Origin of the sequence: uncultured Rhodoblastus sp., from assembly GCF_903903185.1 — a bacterium.
GTDB lineage: Bacteria > Pseudomonadota > Alphaproteobacteria > Rhizobiales > Beijerinckiaceae > Rhodoblastus.
Genome location: NZ_CAIUXT010000145.1, coordinates 1 through 18,996, shown reverse-complemented (window position 1 = coordinate 18,996; position 18,996 = coordinate 1). Strand labels below are relative to the sequence as shown.

Below are 18,996 nucleotides of genomic sequence, written 5' to 3'. Positions count from 1 at the left end.
ATTGAGCCCGGCGCTGGAGCGGACTCCACTTTCGCGCCTGACCTCGCCGGAACCTGACCCGTTTCTTCGAAACGTCGCCGCGCCCCAACTATTCGATGGATCGTCAGGCTCCCGAAAAACGCCGGGCGCTTTTCGGGAGCCTGACGACCGTTATTGCACTTTCGGCTCGCGTCCGTCTTCCTTGGGCTCACGCCAGGTGACGCCATAGGACGCAAAAATCCGCTTGAGTTCGCCCGAGGCGGCGAGCCCGGCAATTTCCTTGTCGATCGCATCGGCGAGATCGACGGCGCTGACCTGTACCGCTCCTCCGACCGGCCAGTTTTGCGAAAGCTTGTGTTTCGGATAGACGATGCTCACCGGGCGCGCGGCATGACTCGCCAGATTTTCAACCAGCGCCGATTCGCCATAAAAGGCGACGACCTCGCCCTTGTCAAAAGCTTCCGCCGCTTTCGCCTCGCCGCGCACATGCACGACTTTTTCGATCAGCTTGTGATCGCGCGCCGTCAGCAGAATGATGTCGGACAGGGTTCCAACGTCAACGGCGACCTTTTCGCTTTCGAACAGCGAAAAATCCTCGGCGCGGTCTCCCTTGCCGGGTTCGACCGCCATGGCCAAGCCTTCGACCTGATAGGGCGCGGTCAACTTGATCCGATCATTGGCTGCCTCGATGCGCGAATCGTTTGGAACATGCAGCATCACGTCGCCCGGCTGCTCGCCGAGCAGCGAGCCGCGCCACACGCCGTTGCGCAGGTCGTCGCCGATATCGTCGCCGGCGCGCAGGACTAGGTAATTGACCTTTACACCCAATTGTTTAGCCAGCGCGGCGCCAATATCGACGTCTATCCCCTTGAGTGCGCCATTCTCCTCCCACGACCACGGCTTGTAGTCGCGATAGACGGTGACCCGCAGCGCGCCCCCCGCCTTGACGGCATCGAGCGTGCGCGCCTGCGACTCGAACGACACCGCGCCGCCGCACAGAACGGCTGCCACGAGAGCGGCGCGGATTGTCTCTCGCATATGTTTCAATTTCCCTGGAAACGAGAATCGAGATAGGTGCGGATCGCCCACATGGCCTCTTGCGAAAGGATGCCTTCGAATGCCGGCATTTTAGTGATGCCATTTTGCGTGTAACCGTGGCGGCTCCGGGTGATGAACCAGGCGTCGCCCTCTTCCGCCTTGTCGAGATAGCGCAGGTCCGGCGCGATGCCGCCGGACTCCGCTTCAATGCCATGGCATCGCGCGCAATTCTGCGCGAAGCCAGAGTGGCCGATTTTCAGGGCGACGTCATTGCCGCGATAGGGATTTTTTTCGAGCCAGCCGTCGCCGATGGGCGCCAGTCCAGTCGTATCGACGGGTTGAGGCGTGACATCGCCGTGTGCGAGCACACGCTCGACGCCGGCCAGCGAAAGGCACACAAGAAGGGTAAGCCCGAATTTGCGGGGGATGAACGCCACGATTTTCCTCCAAGATTTTCAGCGATTTTAAGAATTTCATGAGAGAGGGGAATTGTACTTTGGCGCCCTCGAAGCATTGTACGCGGGGGGTGCGGCGGCGGACTTTTTTGCGAGCGCGAAAAGGCGCATAAAATGGCGTCTCATGCAGGATTCTTTTCCCGCGCCGCCGCGATGCGCCGCGGCGCAAAACCTTTGATCTCCTCTGCGGAATCGCGCGCCGCGATTTCATCGATGAGGCCGTGATGCGGCGATTTCGAGCAGATTGGATCGCAGGCGGCGGCGTCGCCGACGAGCGCCAGCGCCTGGCAGCGGCAGCCGCCGAAATCCTCCGCCTTGCGTTCGCAGGACCGGCAAGGCTCCAGCATCCATTCGAAGCCGCGAAACGCATTGAATCCCGGAGAATGCGCCCAGATGTCGGCGAGCTTTTTCTCGCGCGCGTTCCAGAATTCAAGACCGGGAATCGTCTGCGCCGCGTGGCAGGGCAGGACGACGCCTTGCGGCGTGACATTCAGGGTCAGGCGGCCCCAGCCGCTCATGCAGGCCTTGGGATATTTCGCATGGTAATCGGGCGCGACATGGTCGATGACGATTCGGCCCTTGTAGCGTTCGCGCCGTTCTTCGACTTGCCGATAGGCCTCTTCGCTTTGCGCGCGCGTAGGCATCAGATGTGCGCGGTTGTGGAGCGCCCAGCCATAATATTGCGTATGCGCGATCTCGATTCGCCGCGCGCCAAGTCGGACCGCGAAATCGACCATGTCGGCGGCGTGATGCACATTGGCGCGATGAATCACGGCGTTTACGGTGAGCGGCATTCCTTCCGCCACGACCCAGGCGGCGACTTCGAGTTTCTTGGCGTAGCCGCCCTCGTAACCGCCGATCCAGTCGGCGCCCTCGGGTTGCGAATCCTGAATCGACAATTGCACATGGTCGAGGCCGGCGGCGACGAGGCCGTCGAAAATCGAACGGGTCACGCCGACGCCGGAGGTGATCAGATTGGTATAGAGATCGAGCTCCGCGCAATGGGCCACGAGTTCGCGCAGATCGCGCCGGGAGGCCGGCTCCCCGCCGGAAAGATGGACGTGCAGCACCCCGAGCTCGGCGGCTTGTGAAAAAATAGCGCGCCAGTCGTCGGTGGACATTTCGCTGTCGCGTCCGCCCATCTGCAACGGATTGGAACAATAGGGGCAAGCGAGCGGACAGCGATAGGTGAGTTCCGCCAGCATGCCGGAAGGCAGGGCGAGGGCAGGGGATTTTTCGGCAGGCGCTTTTTCGGCAGGCGCTTTTTCGGCAGGCGCTTTTTCGGAAAGTGATTTTTCGCTCACAGGCCCATCATCCGTTTCTCGACCAGACTGCTCACTAGAACGCGCACGTCGCGATCGACCACGGCGCGATCCGCCGCATAAGTATTCGCCAGTTCGTCGACGATCGAGGCAAGCGCGGCCTGGCCGTCACAGCGGCGCAAGATATCGACGCTGATGGCGTTGAGCCGCAGAAAACGCTCCGGCGCGAGCAGGACCCAGGTCTTGCGGACCTGATCGTTCTTGAGTTTGACGCCGCGCAACAGATGCGGGCGGGAGTGGCACGTCAGTTCCACATCGGTCACGACCGCGCCTCCGCCGTGTCGATGCGCAACCCGTCGTGACCGATGCGCCAGCCGGCGGCCTCGACCTGGCGCCGCTCGGCGGAATCATGACGAAGCGCCGGATTGGAATTGTTGATATGGACGAAAATCCGCTGGCCGATATCGACGTCGGCGAGCGTGCGCACCGAACCGCGCTCGCCGTTCATCGCCATATGGCCCATGCGCCAGGCGGTTTTCGGCGACAGGCCCTGGCGGATCATTTCATCGTCCTCGAATGTCGTGCCGTCGAAAAACAGTATTTCGGCGCCTTCCAGTCTCTTGCGCAGAGCGTCGGTCATTCGCGCGCAGGAAGGAATATAATAGAAACGCCGATCTCCATCGCGGATTTCGAGGCCGACCGTGCTTTCGCCTTCGGCTCCGAGTTCGATCTCCGCCTCGTTGCGCGATTCCATATAGAGCGGAATTTTTCCCGGCGTGGCGAAAGCGGTGATGGTGAACCCCAGGCCGGTGTCGACGGACTCGTCGAGAGCGATCGGCCGGCGTTGGACGAGGTCGGCGTTGAGCACGCCGAAAACGCCGCCCTCGGTATGCGCCATGACGCTGCGTGTGGCGAAAAGGGCGAAAGGCTGCATTTCGCGCATGACCAGAAGGCCCGCTATGTTGTCGATGTCGCCGTTGGGCGCGAACACCGCCTTGATCGGCGAGTGGCGCGGCGCGCATTTGGGATGAAGTTCCGGATTGGAGATGATCTGCTGGCGAAGGTCGGGGGTCGCCGACAACACAACCCAATTCTCGCCATCGGCGCTGACCGCGACGCTGCATTGCGTTCGCGCCGTCAGGCGGCCGTCGCGTCGATAAGCGAGACGACAATTCTCACACAAACAATTCCATTGCGGCAGGCCACCCCCCGCCGCCGAACCCAATATCAGAAATTGCACGTGACCGACCTCAACCCAAAAACCGCAAACGACGATCCATCCGAGTTTCTGGCGCTTGGCGCATTTCCGGCGCGTGGGATTCTTGCGCCTGGGAAATGAAGCGTCCGGCGGCTAAAAACACTTTAGGAAGCTCGCCGCAAGTTTCCGACAAATTCCAGACTATTCGCCGCCGCTCCGGACCGCTTCGGCGCAGGGGTCGTTTCAACGCCCCCTGCGCAACAGGCTTGCCTCAACCCTCGCTTCGATCAGAGCGCAGCGGACATATAGCTGGTGACTTCCATGCCGACGCAGATTTCGCAGGCCTCGGGGGCGGTCCAGGTATTTTGCGTGCTAACTTCGGTCATGCTTTTCCTCCTTGGCGACAGGCTCGATACAGGCGAGTCCTCGTGACTTGGGGTTGCCGCTTCTTCCGCGAAGACTTGTCGATCGTTTCGATTTCCCCTCGCTGGAATGTAGCCCTTGCTTTGCAATCGTCTACGGCGCCAAAGTAGGAGGCGAGCATTTCGGGGCCGGTGTATTTGTGCGCCGCAATATAAAAGGCGTGCAGTGCGGGATAAATTTGGGCGGCGATGATTGCTATACGAATATATAAGGTGTCGCCGACGATGCTTGCCGGCGGGCAATGGCACTAAAGAGCAGTATCGGACCCAAGTTCGTCCGGCTTAATGTGGCCGCCGTTAAAAGCGGGATTGACGATGCGCTCTGGTTTTTATCAGGGCAAGAAACTTCGGGGAAAGAGCGCGGGGATGGCGCTGCTCGCTGGCGGACTGGTTTCGCGGCCTTCGAATGACGTGGGCGCCATCCAGGATGCGCCTTCGTGCAGTGACGGCCGCCCCTCGAAATTTAAGGCATGCTCTTGAATTTTGGCGTGCGTTGAAATCTGGGGCGGGTTGTTTGTCCCGGCTTCCGCTGTCCGGCATGTTCGGCGGGCGCGAGAAAATCGATCCGTTTTTTGAAAATCGCCGGCAGGCGAAAGCATAGGGAGAAGGTTGATGTACCAGGAAGCTGTGACCAAACTGACGGGTCAGAATCTGATCAAGACCAAGTTCGACAATTTCATTGGCGGCAAGTGGGTTGCGCCGGTTCTCGGACAATATTTCGACAAGGTCTCGCCGGTCAGCGGCAAGGTGCTGTCGCAGGTCGCCCGCTCGACCGCCGAAGACATCGAACTCGCGCTCGACGCCGCCCACAAGGCGAAGACCGCCTGGGGCCTCACCCCGCCGGCCCAGCGCGCCGGAATTCTCCTGAAGATCGCCGACCGGATCGAGGACAATCTCGGCACGCTCGCGCTGGTCGAAACGCTCGACAACGGCAAGCCGATCCGCGAGACGACCTATGCCGACGTTCCGCTTTCCGCCGATCACTTCCGTTATTTCGCTGGCGTGCTGCGCGCCCAGGAGGGCGGCATTTCCGAAATCGACCACGACACCATCGCCTACCACTTCCACGAACCGCTGGGCGTCGTCGGCCAGATCATTCCGTGGAACTTCCCGCTGCTGATGGCCTGCTGGAAGCTGGCCCCCGCGCTTGCCGGCGGCAATTGCATCGTGATGAAGCCCGCCGAACAGACCCCGATCAGCATCCTGGTGCTGATGGAGTTGATTGGCGATCTGCTTCCCGAGGGCGTGCTCAATATTGTCAATGGTTTCGGCGCCGAAGCCGGTAGGGCTTTGGGCTCCAGCAAGCGCATCAACAAGATCGCCTTCACCGGTTCGACGGTGACCGGCCGCACCATCGCGCATTACGCGGCCGAGAACCTGATTCCGGCGACGCTTGAACTGGGCGGCAAATCGCCGAACATCTTCTTCGCCGACGTGATGCAGGAAGATGACGACTTCTTCGACAAGGCGCTGGAAGGCTTTACCCTGTTCGCTTTCAATCAGGGCGAAGTCTGCACCTGCCCCAGCCGCGCGCTGGTCCAGGAATCGATCTACGAAAAATTCATCGAACGCGCCGTCAAGCGCGTCCAGGCGATCAAGCAGGGCAACCCGCTCGACATGTCCACCCAGGTCGGCGCTCAGGCGTCGCGCCAGCAGCTGGAAAAGATCCTGTCCTATATCGACATCGGCAAGCAGGAAGGCGCGCAAGTGCTGACCGGCGGTTCGCAGGCCCATCTCGGGGGCGATCTGGCGGAGGGCTATTACATCAATCCGACCGTCTTTCACGGCAACAACAAGCAGCGCATCTTCCAGGAAGAAATCTTCGGCCCGGTTCTGGCGGTCACGACCTTCAAGGACGAGGCGGAAGCGCTGGAAATCGCCAATGACACGATCTTCGGCCTTGGCGCCGGCGTGTGGACCCGCAACGGCAGCCGCGCCTACCGCATGGGCCGGGGCATCCAGGCCGGTCGTGTCTGGACGAACTGCTATCATGCCTATCCGGCCCACGCCGCTTTCGGCGGATACAAGGAATCCGGCATCGGCCGCGAAACCCACAAGATGATGCTGGACCATTATCAGCAGACCAAGAACCTGCTGGTGTCGTACAGCGCCAAAGCTCTCGGCTTCTTCTGAGAACGGGTTAGACCGAAATAATTTGCGCGGCCCCGGTGACGGGGTCGCTTTTTTTTGACCAGAAATGCCAGCGGCGACGTTCATGCTTGCGTACAACGCGGCCAAAGCGGCGGCCCTGCTCCGGATCGTCCGCCGCAAAGCCAAACATCGTCCGTCGGGCCTTCGCTGAATCTGCCCATTTTTGCGACGCCGATTGCCGCGACAATACCCATCGGCTAAACCGAAAAGCATGATCCCATCCACCGCTCCCGTCGATCGCCTCGTCCTCGCTCTGGCGCAGGTCAATTGCCTCGTCGGCGATATTGACGGCAATCTCGATCGCGCGCGCAACGCGCGCAAAAAGGCCGCGGAATTCGGCGCCGATCTGGTGATGTTTTCCGAACTATTCCTCGCCGGCTATCCGCCCGAGGATCTTGTGCTGCGGCCGGCTTTCCAGGAGGCCTGCCGCGCCGCCGCCGAGGCGCTGGCCCGCGAGACGGCGGACGGCGGTCCGGCGGCGCTGATCGGCCTGCCCTGGATGCAGGACGGATTTTGCCATAACGCCTATGCGCTTTTGGACGGCGGCCGCATCGCCGCCGTCCGGTTCAAGGTCGATCTGCCCAATTACGGCGTGTTCGACGAAAAGCGGGTGTTCCGGCCCGGTCCAGCGCCCGGTCCCGTCGCCTTTCGCGGCGTCCGGCTCGGCCTGCCGATCTGCGAGGATGTCTGGGGGCCGGAAGTCGTCGAGGTCCTGCATGAAACCGGCGCGGAAATCCTGCTGTCGCCGAATGGTTCGCCCTATTGGCGGGGCAAGGACGCCGAGCGCCTCGCCGTCGTCACGGCGCGCGCAGCGGAAAGCGGCCTGCCGCTGGTCTACCTCAACCAGATCGGCGGTCAGGACGAGTTGGTCTTCGACGGTGGCAGTTTTATCGTCAACGGCGATTGTTCGCTCGGCGGACGGCTGCCGTCCTTCGTCGAGACGGTGGCGAAGGCGGCGTTCGAGCGGCGCGACGGCGGCTGGATCTGTGTCGAGGCGCCCGCCGCGCCCGTGCTCGAGGACGACCGCGCCGATTATGCCGCCTGCGTGCTCGGCCTGCGCGATTATGTGGCCAAGAACAGTTTTCCCGGAGTTGCGCTCGGCATGTCGGGGGGCGTCGATTCGGCGCTATGCGCCGCCATGGCGGCGGACGCGCTGGGGCCGGACCGCGTCCATGCGATCATGCTGCCCTATCGTTTCACCTCCCCGGAATCGCTCAAGGACGCTGCCGATTGCGCGACAGCGCTTGGACTGCGCTACGATCTGCTGCCCATCGCCGCCGCCGTCGAGGGCGTCGAGACGGCGCTGGCGCCGCTTTTCCACGGGCTGCCGCGCGGCGTGACCGAGGAAAACATCCAGGCGCGGGTGCGCGGCATTTTGCTGATGTCGGTCTCCAACAAATTCGGGCCGATGCTGGTGACCACCGGCAACAAGTCGGAAATGTCGGTCGGCTACGCCACGCTTTACGGCGATATGAACGGCGGCTTCAACCCGATCAAGGATTTGTACAAGACCGAAGTGTTCCGCCTCTGCGCCTTGCGCAATGGCTGGAAACCCGAGGGCGCGCTCGGCCCTGATGGGCTGGTTATTCCGCAAAACATCATCGACAAGCCGCCGACGGCGGAATTGCGGGAAAACCAGAAGGACCAGGACTCGCTGCCGCCCTATGAGGCGCTCGACGACATGCTGGAGTGCCTGGTGGAGCGGGACATGCGCATTTCCGACATTTGCGCGCGCGGCCATGAGCTGGAATTGGTGCGGAAAATCGAGCGGATGCTCTATCTGGCCGAATACAAGCGCCGCCAGTCGGCGCCCGGCGTCAAGGTGACGCGAAAGAATTTTGGCCGCGACCGCCGCTATCCGATCGTCAATCGCTTCCGCGACCCCGGCGTGCCGCCGCACGCGCCGGACTTGTCGATCGCGCCGGAAGCGCCGATGGGATCGAGCGAGCGGTTCGAGGATTAGCGCTTATTGGGATGGAATGGAAACCCGCCGGCATGAGCCTGCAGGTTCGCCTTAGCGAAAAAAACGACTAAAAACAAGATACTATGGGTCGTTTTTAATTTATCGCATCAGAAAAACTCAGGCCGCGCCGTCCACCGTCTCGTCGGCTTCCTCGCGCACCGACATGGAATTGCCGAGCCAGACGAAATCGTCGCCGAGCCAGCCGTCGATCCAGATCACCGGGAACAGCAGATCGCGCAGCAGGTAGTTGAAGGGCGAAAGCAGGTTTGTCGGCCAGCGCAAGAGCCAGTTGCCGAAGGCTTCGGGCAGATGATAGAGCGCGGCGACCGCCGCGGCGACGCTCCAGGGCTCGAAGCCGAAGTCGCGCGCCGCATAGGCGCCGGCGAGCATGGGCAATAGCGAACAGGCGAGAATTTCCGGCGCATACATCTTCGGGAAGGAGGCGCGGCGCAGGCGCGCCCAGCGGGTCTGGCGCTGGTAGACGGCGCGCAGGGTGCGCGGGCCGAGCGGCTGGCCGAACGGGCGATCGACCAGAACGACGGTCATGCCGGCGTTGCGCACCAGTTTGGTGGCGGCGGCGTCCTCGGCGATTTCGGAAGCCAGCGCAGCTATGCCGCCGGCCTGTTCGACGATCTCGCGCCGCCACATCATGCTCTTGCCCTGCGCAAAACCGACGCCGAAGGCGTCGGCGCAAAACTGCCAGCGCGCCTGGAAGGAATTGAGGAAAGCGCATTCAAGCTGGGCGGCAAGCCCCTGCGCCATGACGCCGAGCGGCGGCGAGCAGACCAGCCCGACCTTGGGTGTGAAGCGGACCAGCATCTGCTGGAGATAATCCGTCGGCGCCAGAACGTTCGAATCGGCCAGCACGATCCACTGATGCTTCGCCGCCTGCCAGCCCTTGAAACAATTGTTGAGCTTCGGGTTGGGGCTGATCGGGTCGTCGCCGACCAGCAGGCGGCCGCGTCCCGCCGGTTGCTCGCCCAGCAGTTGCTTGATCAGCGGGATGATCGGGTCGTTTTTCTTCTGGACGCAGAACAGCACTTCATAATCGGGATAGTCGAGTTCGAAAGTCGAGCGAAGCGTCAGTTCGGAAAAGGTTTCCAGCCCGCAGACCGGACGCACGATGCTGACCGGGGGGGTGGAATTTTCAAGCCCGGTGGCGAGCAGTCGCCGGCCCAGCGGCTCGGTGCGGAGGCGGCAGCGCCAGCCCGCGACAGCCAGAGAGAAGAGATTGAACAAGATCATGAAGAGGCAGAAAGCTGCGGCTATCGTTCCGGTCATTCCTGCCAATCTCTCTCTTGAATTGCGGACGGAATTGTTCGGGGGGATACTACCTGTTGCGCTTATGCGCAATTTTTTTCACGTTTCTATGACAATTCCGGGGCCAAGGTGACGCGAGGGCTCAAAAGCGCTAAACCATTGCCGTCATGAATCAGTCCGTCAAGTCCCCTGCCGATTTCGTCGTTCCCGTCGTGCGCTTCGCCCCGTCGCCGACCGGTCGCATCCATATCGGCAATGCGCGCACGGCGCTGTTGAACTATTTTTTCGCCTGCAGACACAGCGGAACCTTTCTGCTTCGCTTCGACGACACCGATTCCGAGCGTTCTACCGAAGAATATGCGCTCGGCATCGAGGTCGATCTCGCCTGGCTCGGCATCGCGCCCGACCGCAAGATGCGACAGTCGGAGCGTTTTACGCTCTATGACGCGGCGGCGGCCAAGCTGAAGGCTTTGGGTCGGCTCTATCCCTGTTTCGAGTCGCCCGAGGAGCTTGAGCGCAAGCGCCGCCTGCAGATTGCGCGCGGCGCGCCGCCGGTTTACGACCGCGCCGCCCTGCGCCTGAGCCAAAGCGAACTTGCCGCGCTGGCGGCGGAAGGCCGAAAGCCGCATTGGCGTTTCAAGCTCACCCCCGAAGTCGTGCAATGGGAGGACCTGATCCGCGGCGCCAGTCATATCGATTGCGCCTCCTTGTCGGATCCGGTGCTGGTGCGCGAGGACGGCTCCTATCTCTACACGCTGCCCTCGGTGGCCGACGATATCGACGCTGGCGTGACCCACATCATCCGCGGCGAGGACCATGTCACCAATACCGGGGTGCAGATCCAGCTTTTCGAGGCGCTCGGCGCGCCGCAGGCGCCGCAATTCGCCCATCACAACCTGCTGACCGGCGCGGACGGGCAGGGTCTTTCCAAGCGCGCCGGCGCCCTGTCGATCGCCGGACTGCGCGAAGCGGGGATCGAATCGCTCGCGGTCGCGGCGATGGCGACGCTGACCGGTTCTTCCATCGCCGTCCAGCCGGCTTACAGCCTTCCCCAACTGGCGGGTCTGTTCGATCTCGGCTCGATTTCGCGCACCAGCGCGCGGTTCGACGAGGAAGAATTGCGGCATTTGTCGCAGCGCGTGCTGCACGGCCTGTCCTACGATCACGTTCGGGAACGGCTGCAGGCGCTGGAAATCGTCGGGCGCAAGGCCGAACCGCTCTGGCTTGCCGCGCGAGGCAATCTCGAGAAGTTTTCCGATATTGCCGTCTGGCGGCTGGTCGTCGAGGGCGAGATCGCGCCGCAGGCTCTGGAACCGGATTTCGCCGCCGCCGCCCGGGCCGCCCTGCCGCCGGAGCCGTGGGACGAATCGAGCTGGGGTCTTTGGACGCAAAGCCTGAAACAGGCCACAGGCCTCAAGGGCAAGGCGCTGTTCCATCCCCTGCGGCTGGCGCTGACCGGGCATGAATCCGGTCCGGAACTGGCGAAACTGCTGCCGCTGATCGGCCGCGCCAGGGTTTTGGCGCGATTGTCGGGGAAGAGCTGAAACTTGGCAATTGGCTGCGGGCGAAGCGCGTCAAACTGTCCGCGCGGTTAAAACTCTGGCGCAATCCAGGAAAACTCCGGCAATTGCGTGCGCGCGAAGGTGAATTGCCGCCTTGCGTATTGGCGGCTGTCGCGTTTGCCTTTTTGCACGGCCTCTTCAAGCGACAAGTCGCCGCGCAGATAGGCGGCGAGGCCGGGAACGCCGACCGCGCGCATCGCCGGCAAATCCGGATCGAGCCGGCGCGCCAGCAGGCGGCGGACCTCCTCGATCGCGCCGGCCGCCATCATCGCATCGAAACGCGCGTCGATTCGACGTTTCAACTCGGTCCGGTCCGGCGCGATGAACCGGCATTGGCACATTTTAGCGTCGAGCAGAGGTTTTTCGCGCGCGCCCTGCAAAGCGGCGAGCGGCGCGCCGCTGGCGGCGAAAATTTCCAGCGCGCGCAGCAGGCGCTGCGGGTCGCTTGGCCGAAGCCGCGCGGCGGTTTGTGGGTCCAGTTGCTGCAATCTGGCATGCAGAAGTGCCGGCGCGACGCCGGCATATTCGTCTCGAATACGCGCGCGCACCTCGTCCGGCACCATCGGGATGGGCGAGAGGCCTTGCAGCAAAGCCTTGAAATACATACCAGTTCCACCAACAAAGATCGGCAGCCGGCGCAGCCGGCGGGCCTCTTCCAGCGCCCGCTCGGCGTCTTCGAGCCATTGGCCAACGGAATAATTGCGTTCGGCGCCGATATGGCCGAAAAGCAGATGCGGCGTATCCTTGGTTTCCTCTGGGTCAGGGCGCGCCGACAGGATCGCCAGATCCCGATAAACCTGCATCGAATCGGCGTTGATCACGACGCCGTTTTCCTCCCGGGCCAGTTCGATGGCGCGGGCGGACTTGCCACTTGCCGTCGGTCCTGCGATGAGCACGGCTTGAAATTCACCCAAGAAATTCACCCAAGACGCAAAAGCTCCCCTTGTCCGATCACCTCGTGACCCATCCTTTCATGACTCATGTCGCCACTCTGGTCGGCGCCGCCGGCGCCGGGACGCTGACGCCCGAAATCCTGGCCGCGGCCGCAAGGCGCCTCCCCGGCGCAGGCGAACCCATCCTGCTCGCGCCGGGCGAGGCGGCGGACATTCCTTTCGCACCGGGCGCGGCGCATGGCAATCGATCCGAAGCCGCCTTCGCCGACGCCGGCTATTGCAAGGCGGCGGTCTCGGTGCTGCGGATCGGCCTTGGCGCGCCGCCGCTCGATTTTTTCGTGCAGCCGTTGGCGGGAAGACGCAAGAAATTGCTGCTCGCCGACATGGATTCGACCATGATCGGTCAGGAATGTATCGACGAACTGGCCGATTTCGTCGGATTGAAAGCGAGGGTGGCCGCCATCACCGAACGCGCCATGCGCGGCGAAATCGCCTTCGAACCGGCGCTGCGCGAGCGCGTGGCGCTGCTCGCGGGCCTTGACGCCGGCGTGGTGGACAATGCCATCGAGGAACGCATCACCCTGACCCCCGGCGCAACGGCGCTGGTGCGGACCATGCGCGCCCATGGCGCCTATACGGCGCTGGTTTCGGGCGGCTTCACCCTTTTCGCCTCGCGCATCGGCGAAAAGATTGGTTTCGATGAAAACCGCGCCAATGAATTGCTGGTTGAAAACGGCAGGCTGGTCGGCGCGGTGCGCGAACCCATCCTCGGCAAGGCCGCGAAACTGGCGACCTTGCAGGATCTCGCAGCCAGGCTTGAGCTTGCGCTGGACGAGACCCTGGCGATCGGCGACGGCGCCAATGATCTCGCCATGCTGGAGGCGTCCGGCTTCGGCGTGGCTTACCGGGCCAAGCCGGCGGTCGCAGCGGCGGCGCAGGCCCGCATCGACCATGCCGACCTCACCGCGCTGCTTTATGCGCAGGGATTTCGCAGCGATGAGTTCGTGACGGATTAGGCGCCTGTTTCCGAACAATCAGCGATTTCAGCGACGGGAAAAATCCTCGGCCCAGCTCGGGCGGGCGCCCGCCTTGGCGGCGATGGAGGGAAGCGCGTCTTCGGCCGCTTGCCGAATCTTGCCCGACAGGCCGGGTTGAGCGCGGTAATAATCGTCGCGAATGGCGATCACCGCCGGCGTCGAAATCGACTTGATGGCGCTGAACCAGCCGGATTCGAGCGTCGCGGTCGCGTAAAGCGGGCGGGCGTTGAATTGCAGCGCCAGCAACCTGTCGCTCGGGCGCAGATCGACGAATTTGTAAACCCGCTTCCTGGTCTTGGGATCGACCGTCTCGCGCACCTCCTGCAGCAGTGGCGACTGCGGGCCGTCCATGACGAAGAAAGCGTCGAGTTCACGGTCGCGCAGCTTGTTGAGCGCGGTGGCCGAACCGTCCGGCTGGATGTCGATGATCTGCTTCCATTCGGGCGTATTGGCGAGGATCGCGCGCAAGGTGGCTTCGCCGCCCGAACCCGAACCGCCCGCCGCGACACGCAACACGGCGCCCGGTTTCAAATGGCTGACCAACTCTCCGAATTTGCTCTCGCCCGTCTCCTCGCGCACCACCATGAAGCCTTGATAGGGGTATAGCGGCGAGCCGAGGGTGACGACTTTTCCCGCACAATCGGGTTTCGCCGCGCGCTGGACGAGCACATCGAACTGCACGACGGCGATCTGCACGTCGCCTTCGCAAAGGCCATTGACCGATTCGACGCTGCCTTTCGACTCGAGCGGCTTCAGGCGCACGCCGACGGGCACGGTCTTCGCATTGATCTCCGGCACGACGATCGCGCAATTTTCCTTGTCGATCTTGCCGCACGCGATCTCGACTTCGGCCGATTGCGCGGCGTCCTTGGCTGCGCGGCGATCGGAAAGCGAATCCGCCGCTGCGGGGCCGGCAAGCGAGAAGCAAGCGGAAAGGGCAAGGCAGAGGCGAAGGATATGCGGCATTTGTGGGCTCCAGAAGCTCGCAGGCATCGCGCGCGATGGGAGGCGGCGGCGAGGTTTCGTGCTACAGTGTCGAGAAGGAATGTTACGGATTTGCGACACCCGCCGCACCGGCGGAGGCTGGAGCGGGCCGAGCCGGGTGTGTGGTTTTATGCCGAAGCCTTTCGGGAGCCAGGCCCATGACTTTTGCCGCACTCGATCTCGCGCGGATGCAATTCGCCTTCACGGTTGGCTTCCATATCGTTTTTCCGGCTTTTTCGATCGGGCTGGCCTCTTATCTGGCGGTTCTCGACGGGTTGTGGAACCTCACCGGGCGCTCCGTCTATCGCGACCTGTTCGATTACTGGAAAAAAATCTTTGCCCTCAATTTCGGCATGGGCGTCGTCTCCGGCCTGGTGCTGAGCTATCAGTTCGGGACCAACTGGAGCGTGTTTTCCGACAAGGCCGGGCCGGTGGTCGGCCCGCTGATGGGCTATGAGGTGCTGACCGCTTTCTTCCTGGAGGCGGGGTTTCTCGGCGTGATGCTGTTCGGCGAGGGGCGCATCTCGCCAAAACTGCGGCTGTTCGCCTCCTGCATGGTGGCTTTCGGCACCGCTCTATCGGCGCTCTGGATCACCGCGGTCAATAGCTGGATGCAGACGCCCGCCGGCTACGGCGTCAACGAAGCCGGACAGTTCATCCCGCTCGACTGGTTCGCCGTTATTTTCAACCCCTCCTTCCCCTACCGCTTCGTCCATATGGTGCTTGCGGCCTATCTCACCACGGCTTTCGCGGTCGGCGGCGTGGCGGCGCTGCATTTGCTGCGCGGCGCGGGGACTCCCGCCGTGAGAACGATGTTTTCGATGGCGTTGTGGATGGCGGCGCTGGTCGCGCCGGTCCAGATTTTTGTCGGCGACGAGCACGGGCTCAACACGCTGAAATATCAGCCGGCCAAAATCGCCGCCATGGAGGGCCATTTCGAAAGCGGTAGCGGAAAACCGCTGATCCTGTTCGGCTGGCCGGACGCGCAAACCAGGAAAGTCGACTATGCGGTGGAGATCCCCCATTTGGGCTCGCTGATCCTGACCCATCAATGGAACGGTTTTTTGCGCGGACTTGACGCCTGGCCGAGGGAGGCCTGGCCGCCGGTCGCCATTCCGTTCTGGAGTTTCCGCCTGATGGTCGGCATCGGCTTCGCCATGTTCGGCCTCGGCCTGTGGAGCCTTTTCGCCCGCTTGCGCGGCGCACTCTTCACCGATCGCTGGCTTCAGCGCGCCGCGCTGGCTCTTGGGCCGGCCGGCTTTGTCGCCATTCTCGCAGGCTGGACGACCACCGAAGTCGGGCGCCAGCCCTATACGATCTATGGCCTGCTGACCACGGCGCAGTCGGCCTCTCCAGTGGGGGCGCCGGCGCTCGTAGCATCGCTTGCCACCTTCGTCGTCGTCTATCTGACCCTGTTCGGCGCCGGCATTTACTACATGGCAAAGGCGATGAACCGGCCGCCCGAGCCGCATGAGTCGGGCGATCTCGGCGGCGGGCCGCTGCGCGCTTCGGGAATCACTCCGGCGCAGCAGGCGGGAGCGGGCCGATGAACGCGCTGTTCGACCTTCCGACCATCTGGGCGGCGTTGATCGCCTTCGCCGTCTTCGCCTATGTCGTGCTCGACGGCTTCGATCTCGGCATCGGCGTGCTTTTCCCCTTGTTCGAAGGCAAGGACCAGCGCGACGAAGTCATGAACTCGATCGCTCCGGTGTGGGACGGCAACGAGACGTGGCTGGTGCTGGGCGGCGGCGGCCTTTTCGCAGTATTTCCGCTGGCCTATTCGATCATCATGCCGGCGCTTTATCCGCTCGTCATCGCCATGCTGCTGGGGCTGGTGTTTCGCGGCGTCGCCTTCGAATTCCGCTTTCGCGCCGGACGCTCGGCCTTCCTGTGGGACTGGGCGTTTTTCCTCGGCTCGCTGGTCGCGGCTTTTGCGCAGGGCGTGATGCTCGGCGCCCTGGTGCAGGGGATTACGGTGGCGGACCGCGCCTATGCCGGCGGCTGGCTCGACTGGCTGACGCCGTTCAGCCTGCTGACCGGGGTCGCCCTCGTCAGCGGCTATGCGCTGCTCGGCGCTGCGTGGCTGATCCACAAGACCGAATGGCTCACACAGCGGCGCGCTTTCGCTTTGGCCCGGCCGCTCGCACCGCTGATGCTGGCGCTGGTCGCCGCGGTCAGCCTGTGGACGCCCTACCTCAATGAGGATTACTGGCGCCTGTGGTTCGGCTTTCCGGGCAATCTCCTTCTCGCGCCGCTGCCGCTCGCCGCCGGCGCGGTGGGGCTCTGGCTGATCCAGCAAATCGCGAGGGAGCGGGAGACAACGCCCTTCTTCGCGGCTCAGGCGCTGTTTGCGCTGTGCTATATCGGCATAGGCATCAGTTTCTATCCGTACATCGTGCCGCGCACCGTGACGATTGCGGCGGCGGCGGCGCCGGATGCGAGCCTCAAATTCCTTTTGGCAGGCGCGGCCGTGATGATCCCGGTGATCTTCGCCAATACGGCCTATGCCTATTACGTTTTTCGCGGCAAGACCAATGCCTCGGGCGGCTATCATTGAACGAAGCCGCCATCAGCGCACGGCCCAGCCGCCGGACAGAGGAAACACCTGTCCGACAAAACAGCGCGCCGCCTCGCTGCACAGATAGGCGACGAGGCTCGCGTCTTCCTGCGCGCTGACGAGGCGTCCAAGCGGGACTTCGCGCTGCAATCTCTCCTGAAAGCGCGGATTGGCCTGCACCTCGGGCGGAAAATAGGTCAGATTATCGACGAAATTCTGGGCGATAGCGTTGATCTGGATATTGTCCGGCGCCAGTTCGACGCCGGCCGCCTGCACGAAGGCGAGTTGCGCGCCGCGCGCCGCGCTATAGGTCGAGGCGCGTTTCATGCCGCGCAATGCCGAGGCGCTGCCCATGACGACAATGCGGCCGCCGCCGCGCTGTTTCATGCCGGGGATCGCCGCCCGCAGCAGACGGGGCAGGGGATCGACCATGACTTCAAAGGCCTCGCGCCATTCGACCTCATCGACATCGACAAGGGTGGTCGGAGGGGCGGGCAGGGCCAGATTGATCACCAGCGCGTCAATCGCGCCGGCGGCTTCCACCGTTGCCCGCGCGGCTTCCGGCGCACGCAGCACGCGCGCATCGGCGACGACGTCCGCGCCGCGCGCTGCAAGAAACCGGCAGATCGCCGGCCCCATGAAATCCTCGGCTTGCGTCACCAATATGCGTTTGCCTGCAACATCCGGCATGTCTCGCCCCTTTCCCCGCGTCGAAAACGCCTTGACGCCGCGTCCCTAACACAGCATGGTGCCGAGCATGACGAATTCGAATATTCCTTGCCGGATTTCGATTATCAGCTAGCACCTCGCTGGCTTGCGCCGTCATGTCTCCCAAAAAATATCGTGAGATCGACGCCCAGGCCAGCGCCAGGGAGAATTTTGTCGGCCATGACGCCATTGAAACTTTACAACACGCTGACCCGCGAGCGCGAAAGCTTCGCGCCGATCGACGCCGACAATGTGCGGCTCTACGTCTGCGGCCCGACGGTCTATGATTTCGCCCATATCGGCAATGCGCGGCCCTTGATCGTATTCGACGTGCTTTATCGGCTGTTGCGGGAAATCTATGGCGCGAGCCATGTCAAATATGTCCGCAACATCACCGACGTCGACGACAAGATCAACGCTCGCGCCGCCGAGCGCGGCATCTCGATTCGCGAACTGACCGAAGAGACCAATCGCATCTTCCAGCAGGATGTCGCGGCGCTCCACTGCATGCCCCCCGACGTGCAGCCGCGCGCCACCGAACATATCGCCGAGATGATCGCGATGATCGAAAAGCTGGTCGCCAATGGCCATGCCTATGCCGCCGACGGCCATGTGCTGTTCGACGTGCCCTCGATGGCCGATTACGGCCAATTGTCGCGCCGCCCGCTCGACGACATGATCGCCGGCGCCCGCGTCGAAGTCGCGCCCTACAAGAAGGGCGAAATGGATTTCGTGCTGTGGAAGCCCTCAAGACCGATTGAGCCGGGCTGGGAGAGTCCCTGGGGCCGGGGGCGTCCCGGCTGGCATATCGAATGTTCGGCCATGTCGAACAAACATCTCGGCGAGGTGTTCGACATTCACGGCGGCGGCATCGATCTGGTGTTTCCGCATCACGAGAACGAAATCGCCCAGTCGCGCTGCGCCTTCGGCCATGATGTCATGGCCAATGTCTGGATGCACAATGGTTTCTTGCAGGTCGAAGGCGAGAAAATGTCGAAAAGCCTCGGCAATTTCGTCACCATCCACGAATTGCTGAACAGCGAAACATTCGGCGGACGGCGCTGGAAGGGCGAAGTCCTGCGCCTCGCCATGCTGCGCAGCCATTATCGCCAGCCGATCGACTGGACGGTGAAGGCGCTGGAGGAGGCCGAAAAGACGCTGTCGCGCTGGTATGGTCTGTTACGCGCGCAAGGTGTGACGGCTGCGAGCGCGGCGCAGGCCCCCCTGCGCGAAAGTTTTTTGGCGGCGCTGCTCGACGATCTCAATATCGCGCGCGCCATCGCCGAATTGCACGCGCTCGCCGCCAAGGCCGAACCGTCCAAAACCCGGACCGGCAAGGCGGAAGCCGAAAAGCTGGCGCGCGCCGCCGGGCTGTTGGGATTGTTGCAGGACGATCCGGCGGAATGGGAGGCCAGGGCGTCGAGCGTCGAAGTCGACGAGGCGGCGGTGCGAAAGCTGGTGGCCGAGCGGCTGGACGCGCGGAAAACCAGGAATTTCGCCGAATCCGACCGGCTGCGCGATCTGCTG

At 63.0% G+C, this 18,996-nt stretch carries 18 protein-coding genes; 7 read left to right on the top strand and 11 right to left on the bottom strand.

Features of this window, described 5'->3' with window-relative positions; translation table 11 throughout:
- Positions 1 to 150: 150 nt before the first annotated feature.
- The 6 genes from QZY01_RS13665 to pqqA all read right to left on the bottom strand — a co-directional run bounded on the left by QZY01_RS13665 (position 151) and on the right by pqqA (position 4,318).
- On the bottom strand, positions 151 to 1,017 hold the full coding sequence (locus tag QZY01_RS13665; RefSeq protein WP_294537909.1) for a transporter substrate-binding domain-containing protein: 867 nt from the start codon (positions 1,015 to 1,017) through the stop codon (positions 151 to 153).
- 5 nt (positions 1,018 to 1,022) lie between these two features.
- The gene (gene pedF, locus QZY01_RS13660; RefSeq protein ID WP_294537907.1) at positions 1,023 to 1,454 is read right to left on the bottom strand and encodes a cytochrome c-550 PedF; all 432 of its coding nucleotides are present in this window, start codon (positions 1,452 to 1,454) and stop codon (positions 1,023 to 1,025) included.
- A gap of 140 nt (positions 1,455 to 1,594) precedes the next feature.
- Positions 1,595 to 2,689: a pyrroloquinoline quinone biosynthesis protein PqqE gene (pqqE, locus tag QZY01_RS13655; RefSeq protein WP_294537930.1), complete on the bottom strand. Its 1,095-nt coding sequence runs from the start codon at positions 2,687 to 2,689 to the stop codon at positions 1,595 to 1,597.
- A gap of 83 nt (positions 2,690 to 2,772) precedes the next feature.
- Positions 2,773 to 3,057, bottom strand: coding sequence for a pyrroloquinoline quinone biosynthesis peptide chaperone PqqD (pqqD, locus tag QZY01_RS13650; protein ID WP_294537905.1), 285 nt, complete (start codon positions 3,055 to 3,057; stop codon positions 2,773 to 2,775).
- Complete coding sequence (gene pqqB, locus QZY01_RS13645; RefSeq protein ID WP_294537903.1) at positions 3,054 to 3,974, bottom strand: pyrroloquinoline quinone biosynthesis protein PqqB; 921 nt, start codon at positions 3,972 to 3,974, stop codon at positions 3,054 to 3,056. The genes pqqD and pqqB overlap by 4 nt, the downstream gene beginning before the upstream one ends.
- Before the next feature lie 245 nt (positions 3,975 to 4,219).
- The gene (gene pqqA, locus QZY01_RS13640; protein ID WP_294537901.1) at positions 4,220 to 4,318 is read right to left on the bottom strand and encodes a pyrroloquinoline quinone precursor peptide PqqA; all 99 of its coding nucleotides are present in this window, start codon (positions 4,316 to 4,318) and stop codon (positions 4,220 to 4,222) included.
- A gap of 648 nt (positions 4,319 to 4,966) precedes the next feature.
- Here pqqA and adh point away from each other — a divergent pair.
- A complete protein-coding gene (gene adh, locus QZY01_RS13635; RefSeq protein WP_294537899.1) occupies positions 4,967 to 6,487 on the top strand; it encodes an aldehyde dehydrogenase in 1,521 nt (506 codons plus the stop codon).
- A 7-nt stretch (positions 6,488 to 6,494) separates the two neighbouring features.
- Here the strand turns inward: adh and QZY01_RS13630 are convergent, their stop codons facing one another.
- Positions 6,495 to 6,692 (bottom strand): hypothetical protein, encoded by a 198-nt coding sequence (locus QZY01_RS13630; RefSeq protein ID WP_294537898.1) that lies wholly within the window; start codon positions 6,690 to 6,692, stop codon positions 6,495 to 6,497.
- Between the two features lie 24 nt (positions 6,693 to 6,716).
- Here QZY01_RS13630 and QZY01_RS13625 point away from each other — a divergent pair, with 24 nt between their 5' ends.
- Positions 6,717 to 8,468, top strand: coding sequence for an NAD+ synthase (locus QZY01_RS13625; RefSeq protein WP_294537897.1), 1,752 nt, complete (start codon positions 6,717 to 6,719; stop codon positions 8,466 to 8,468).
- A gap of 117 nt (positions 8,469 to 8,585) precedes the next feature.
- On the opposite strand, the gene QZY01_RS13620 is transcribed toward QZY01_RS13625, so the two are convergent.
- A complete protein-coding gene (locus QZY01_RS13620; RefSeq protein ID WP_294537895.1) occupies positions 8,586 to 9,749 on the bottom strand; it encodes a ceramide glucosyltransferase in 1,164 nt (387 codons plus the stop codon).
- A 146-nt stretch (positions 9,750 to 9,895) separates the two neighbouring features.
- Here QZY01_RS13620 and gltX point away from each other — a divergent pair, with 146 nt between their 5' ends.
- Positions 9,896 to 11,272, top strand: a complete 1,377-nt coding sequence (gltX, locus tag QZY01_RS13615; protein ID WP_294537893.1) for a glutamate--tRNA ligase — start codon at positions 9,896 to 9,898, stop codon at positions 11,270 to 11,272.
- 47 nt (positions 11,273 to 11,319) lie between these two features.
- Here gltX and miaA read toward each other — a convergent pair whose 3' ends face one another.
- Positions 11,320 to 12,204: a tRNA (adenosine(37)-N6)-dimethylallyltransferase MiaA gene (miaA, locus tag QZY01_RS13610; RefSeq protein ID WP_294537891.1), complete on the bottom strand. Its 885-nt coding sequence runs from the start codon at positions 12,202 to 12,204 to the stop codon at positions 11,320 to 11,322.
- A 59-nt stretch (positions 12,205 to 12,263) separates the two neighbouring features.
- Between miaA and serB the strand changes: the two genes are divergently transcribed.
- A complete protein-coding gene (gene serB, locus QZY01_RS13605) occupies positions 12,264 to 13,199 on the top strand; it encodes a phosphoserine phosphatase SerB (RefSeq protein WP_294537928.1) in 936 nt (311 codons plus the stop codon).
- 27 nt (positions 13,200 to 13,226) lie between these two features.
- Here the strand turns inward: serB and QZY01_RS13600 are convergent, their stop codons facing one another.
- Positions 13,227 to 14,186 (bottom strand): TAXI family TRAP transporter solute-binding subunit, encoded by a 960-nt coding sequence (locus QZY01_RS13600; protein WP_294537889.1) that lies wholly within the window; start codon positions 14,184 to 14,186, stop codon positions 13,227 to 13,229.
- Between the two features lie 176 nt (positions 14,187 to 14,362).
- On the opposite strand from QZY01_RS13600, the gene QZY01_RS13595 reads away from it, so the two are divergent.
- Both QZY01_RS13595 and cydB read left to right on the top strand, forming a co-directional pair.
- Complete coding sequence (locus QZY01_RS13595; protein ID WP_294537887.1) at positions 14,363 to 15,754, top strand: cytochrome ubiquinol oxidase subunit I; 1,392 nt, start codon at positions 14,363 to 14,365, stop codon at positions 15,752 to 15,754.
- Positions 15,751 to 16,761 (top strand): cytochrome d ubiquinol oxidase subunit II, encoded by a 1,011-nt coding sequence (gene cydB, locus QZY01_RS13590; protein WP_294537886.1) that lies wholly within the window; start codon positions 15,751 to 15,753, stop codon positions 16,759 to 16,761. Before QZY01_RS13595 ends, cydB begins: the two co-directional genes overlap by 4 nt.
- Positions 16,762 to 16,773: 12 nt before the next feature.
- Here cydB and QZY01_RS13585 read toward each other — a convergent pair whose 3' ends face one another.
- Positions 16,774 to 17,451: an SDR family oxidoreductase gene (locus QZY01_RS13585; protein ID WP_294537884.1), complete on the bottom strand. Its 678-nt coding sequence runs from the start codon at positions 17,449 to 17,451 to the stop codon at positions 16,774 to 16,776.
- A 198-nt stretch (positions 17,452 to 17,649) separates the two neighbouring features.
- Between QZY01_RS13585 and cysS the strand changes: the two genes are divergently transcribed.
- Positions 17,650 to 18,996 (top strand): cysteine--tRNA ligase (gene cysS / locus QZY01_RS13580; RefSeq protein WP_294537883.1); only part of this gene is annotated, 1,347 nt, incomplete at its 3' end.

Bases quoted from the DNA above. Each gene is read 5' to 3' on its own strand.
- QZY01_RS13665 (WP_294537909.1), bottom strand. From the start codon at position 1,017: ATGCGAGAGACAATCCGCGCCGCTCTCGTGGCAGCCGTTCTGTGCGGC.
- pqqA (WP_294537901.1), bottom strand. From the start codon at position 4,318: ATGACCGAAGTTAGCACGCAAAATACCTGGACCGCCCCCGAGGCCTGC.
- adh (WP_294537899.1), top strand. From the start codon at position 4,967: ATGTACCAGGAAGCTGTGACCAAACTGACGGGTCAGAATCTGATCAAG.
- QZY01_RS13625 (WP_294537897.1), top strand. From the start codon at position 6,717: ATGATCCCATCCACCGCTCCCGTCGATCGCCTCGTCCTCGCTCTGGCG.
- QZY01_RS13620 (WP_294537895.1), bottom strand. From the start codon at position 9,749: ATGACCGGAACGATAGCCGCAGCTTTCTGCCTCTTCATGATCTTGTTC.
- gltX (WP_294537893.1), top strand. From the start codon at position 9,896: ATGAATCAGTCCGTCAAGTCCCCTGCCGATTTCGTCGTTCCCGTCGTG.
- serB (WP_294537928.1), top strand. From the start codon at position 12,264: ATGACTCATGTCGCCACTCTGGTCGGCGCCGCCGGCGCCGGGACGCTG.
- QZY01_RS13600 (WP_294537889.1), bottom strand. From the start codon at position 14,186: ATGCCGCATATCCTTCGCCTCTGCCTTGCCCTTTCCGCTTGCTTCTCG.
- QZY01_RS13595 (WP_294537887.1), top strand. From the start codon at position 14,363: ATGACTTTTGCCGCACTCGATCTCGCGCGGATGCAATTCGCCTTCACG.
- cydB (WP_294537886.1), top strand. From the start codon at position 15,751: ATGAACGCGCTGTTCGACCTTCCGACCATCTGGGCGGCGTTGATCGCC.
- QZY01_RS13585 (WP_294537884.1), bottom strand. From the start codon at position 17,451: ATGCCGGATGTTGCAGGCAAACGCATATTGGTGACGCAAGCCGAGGAT.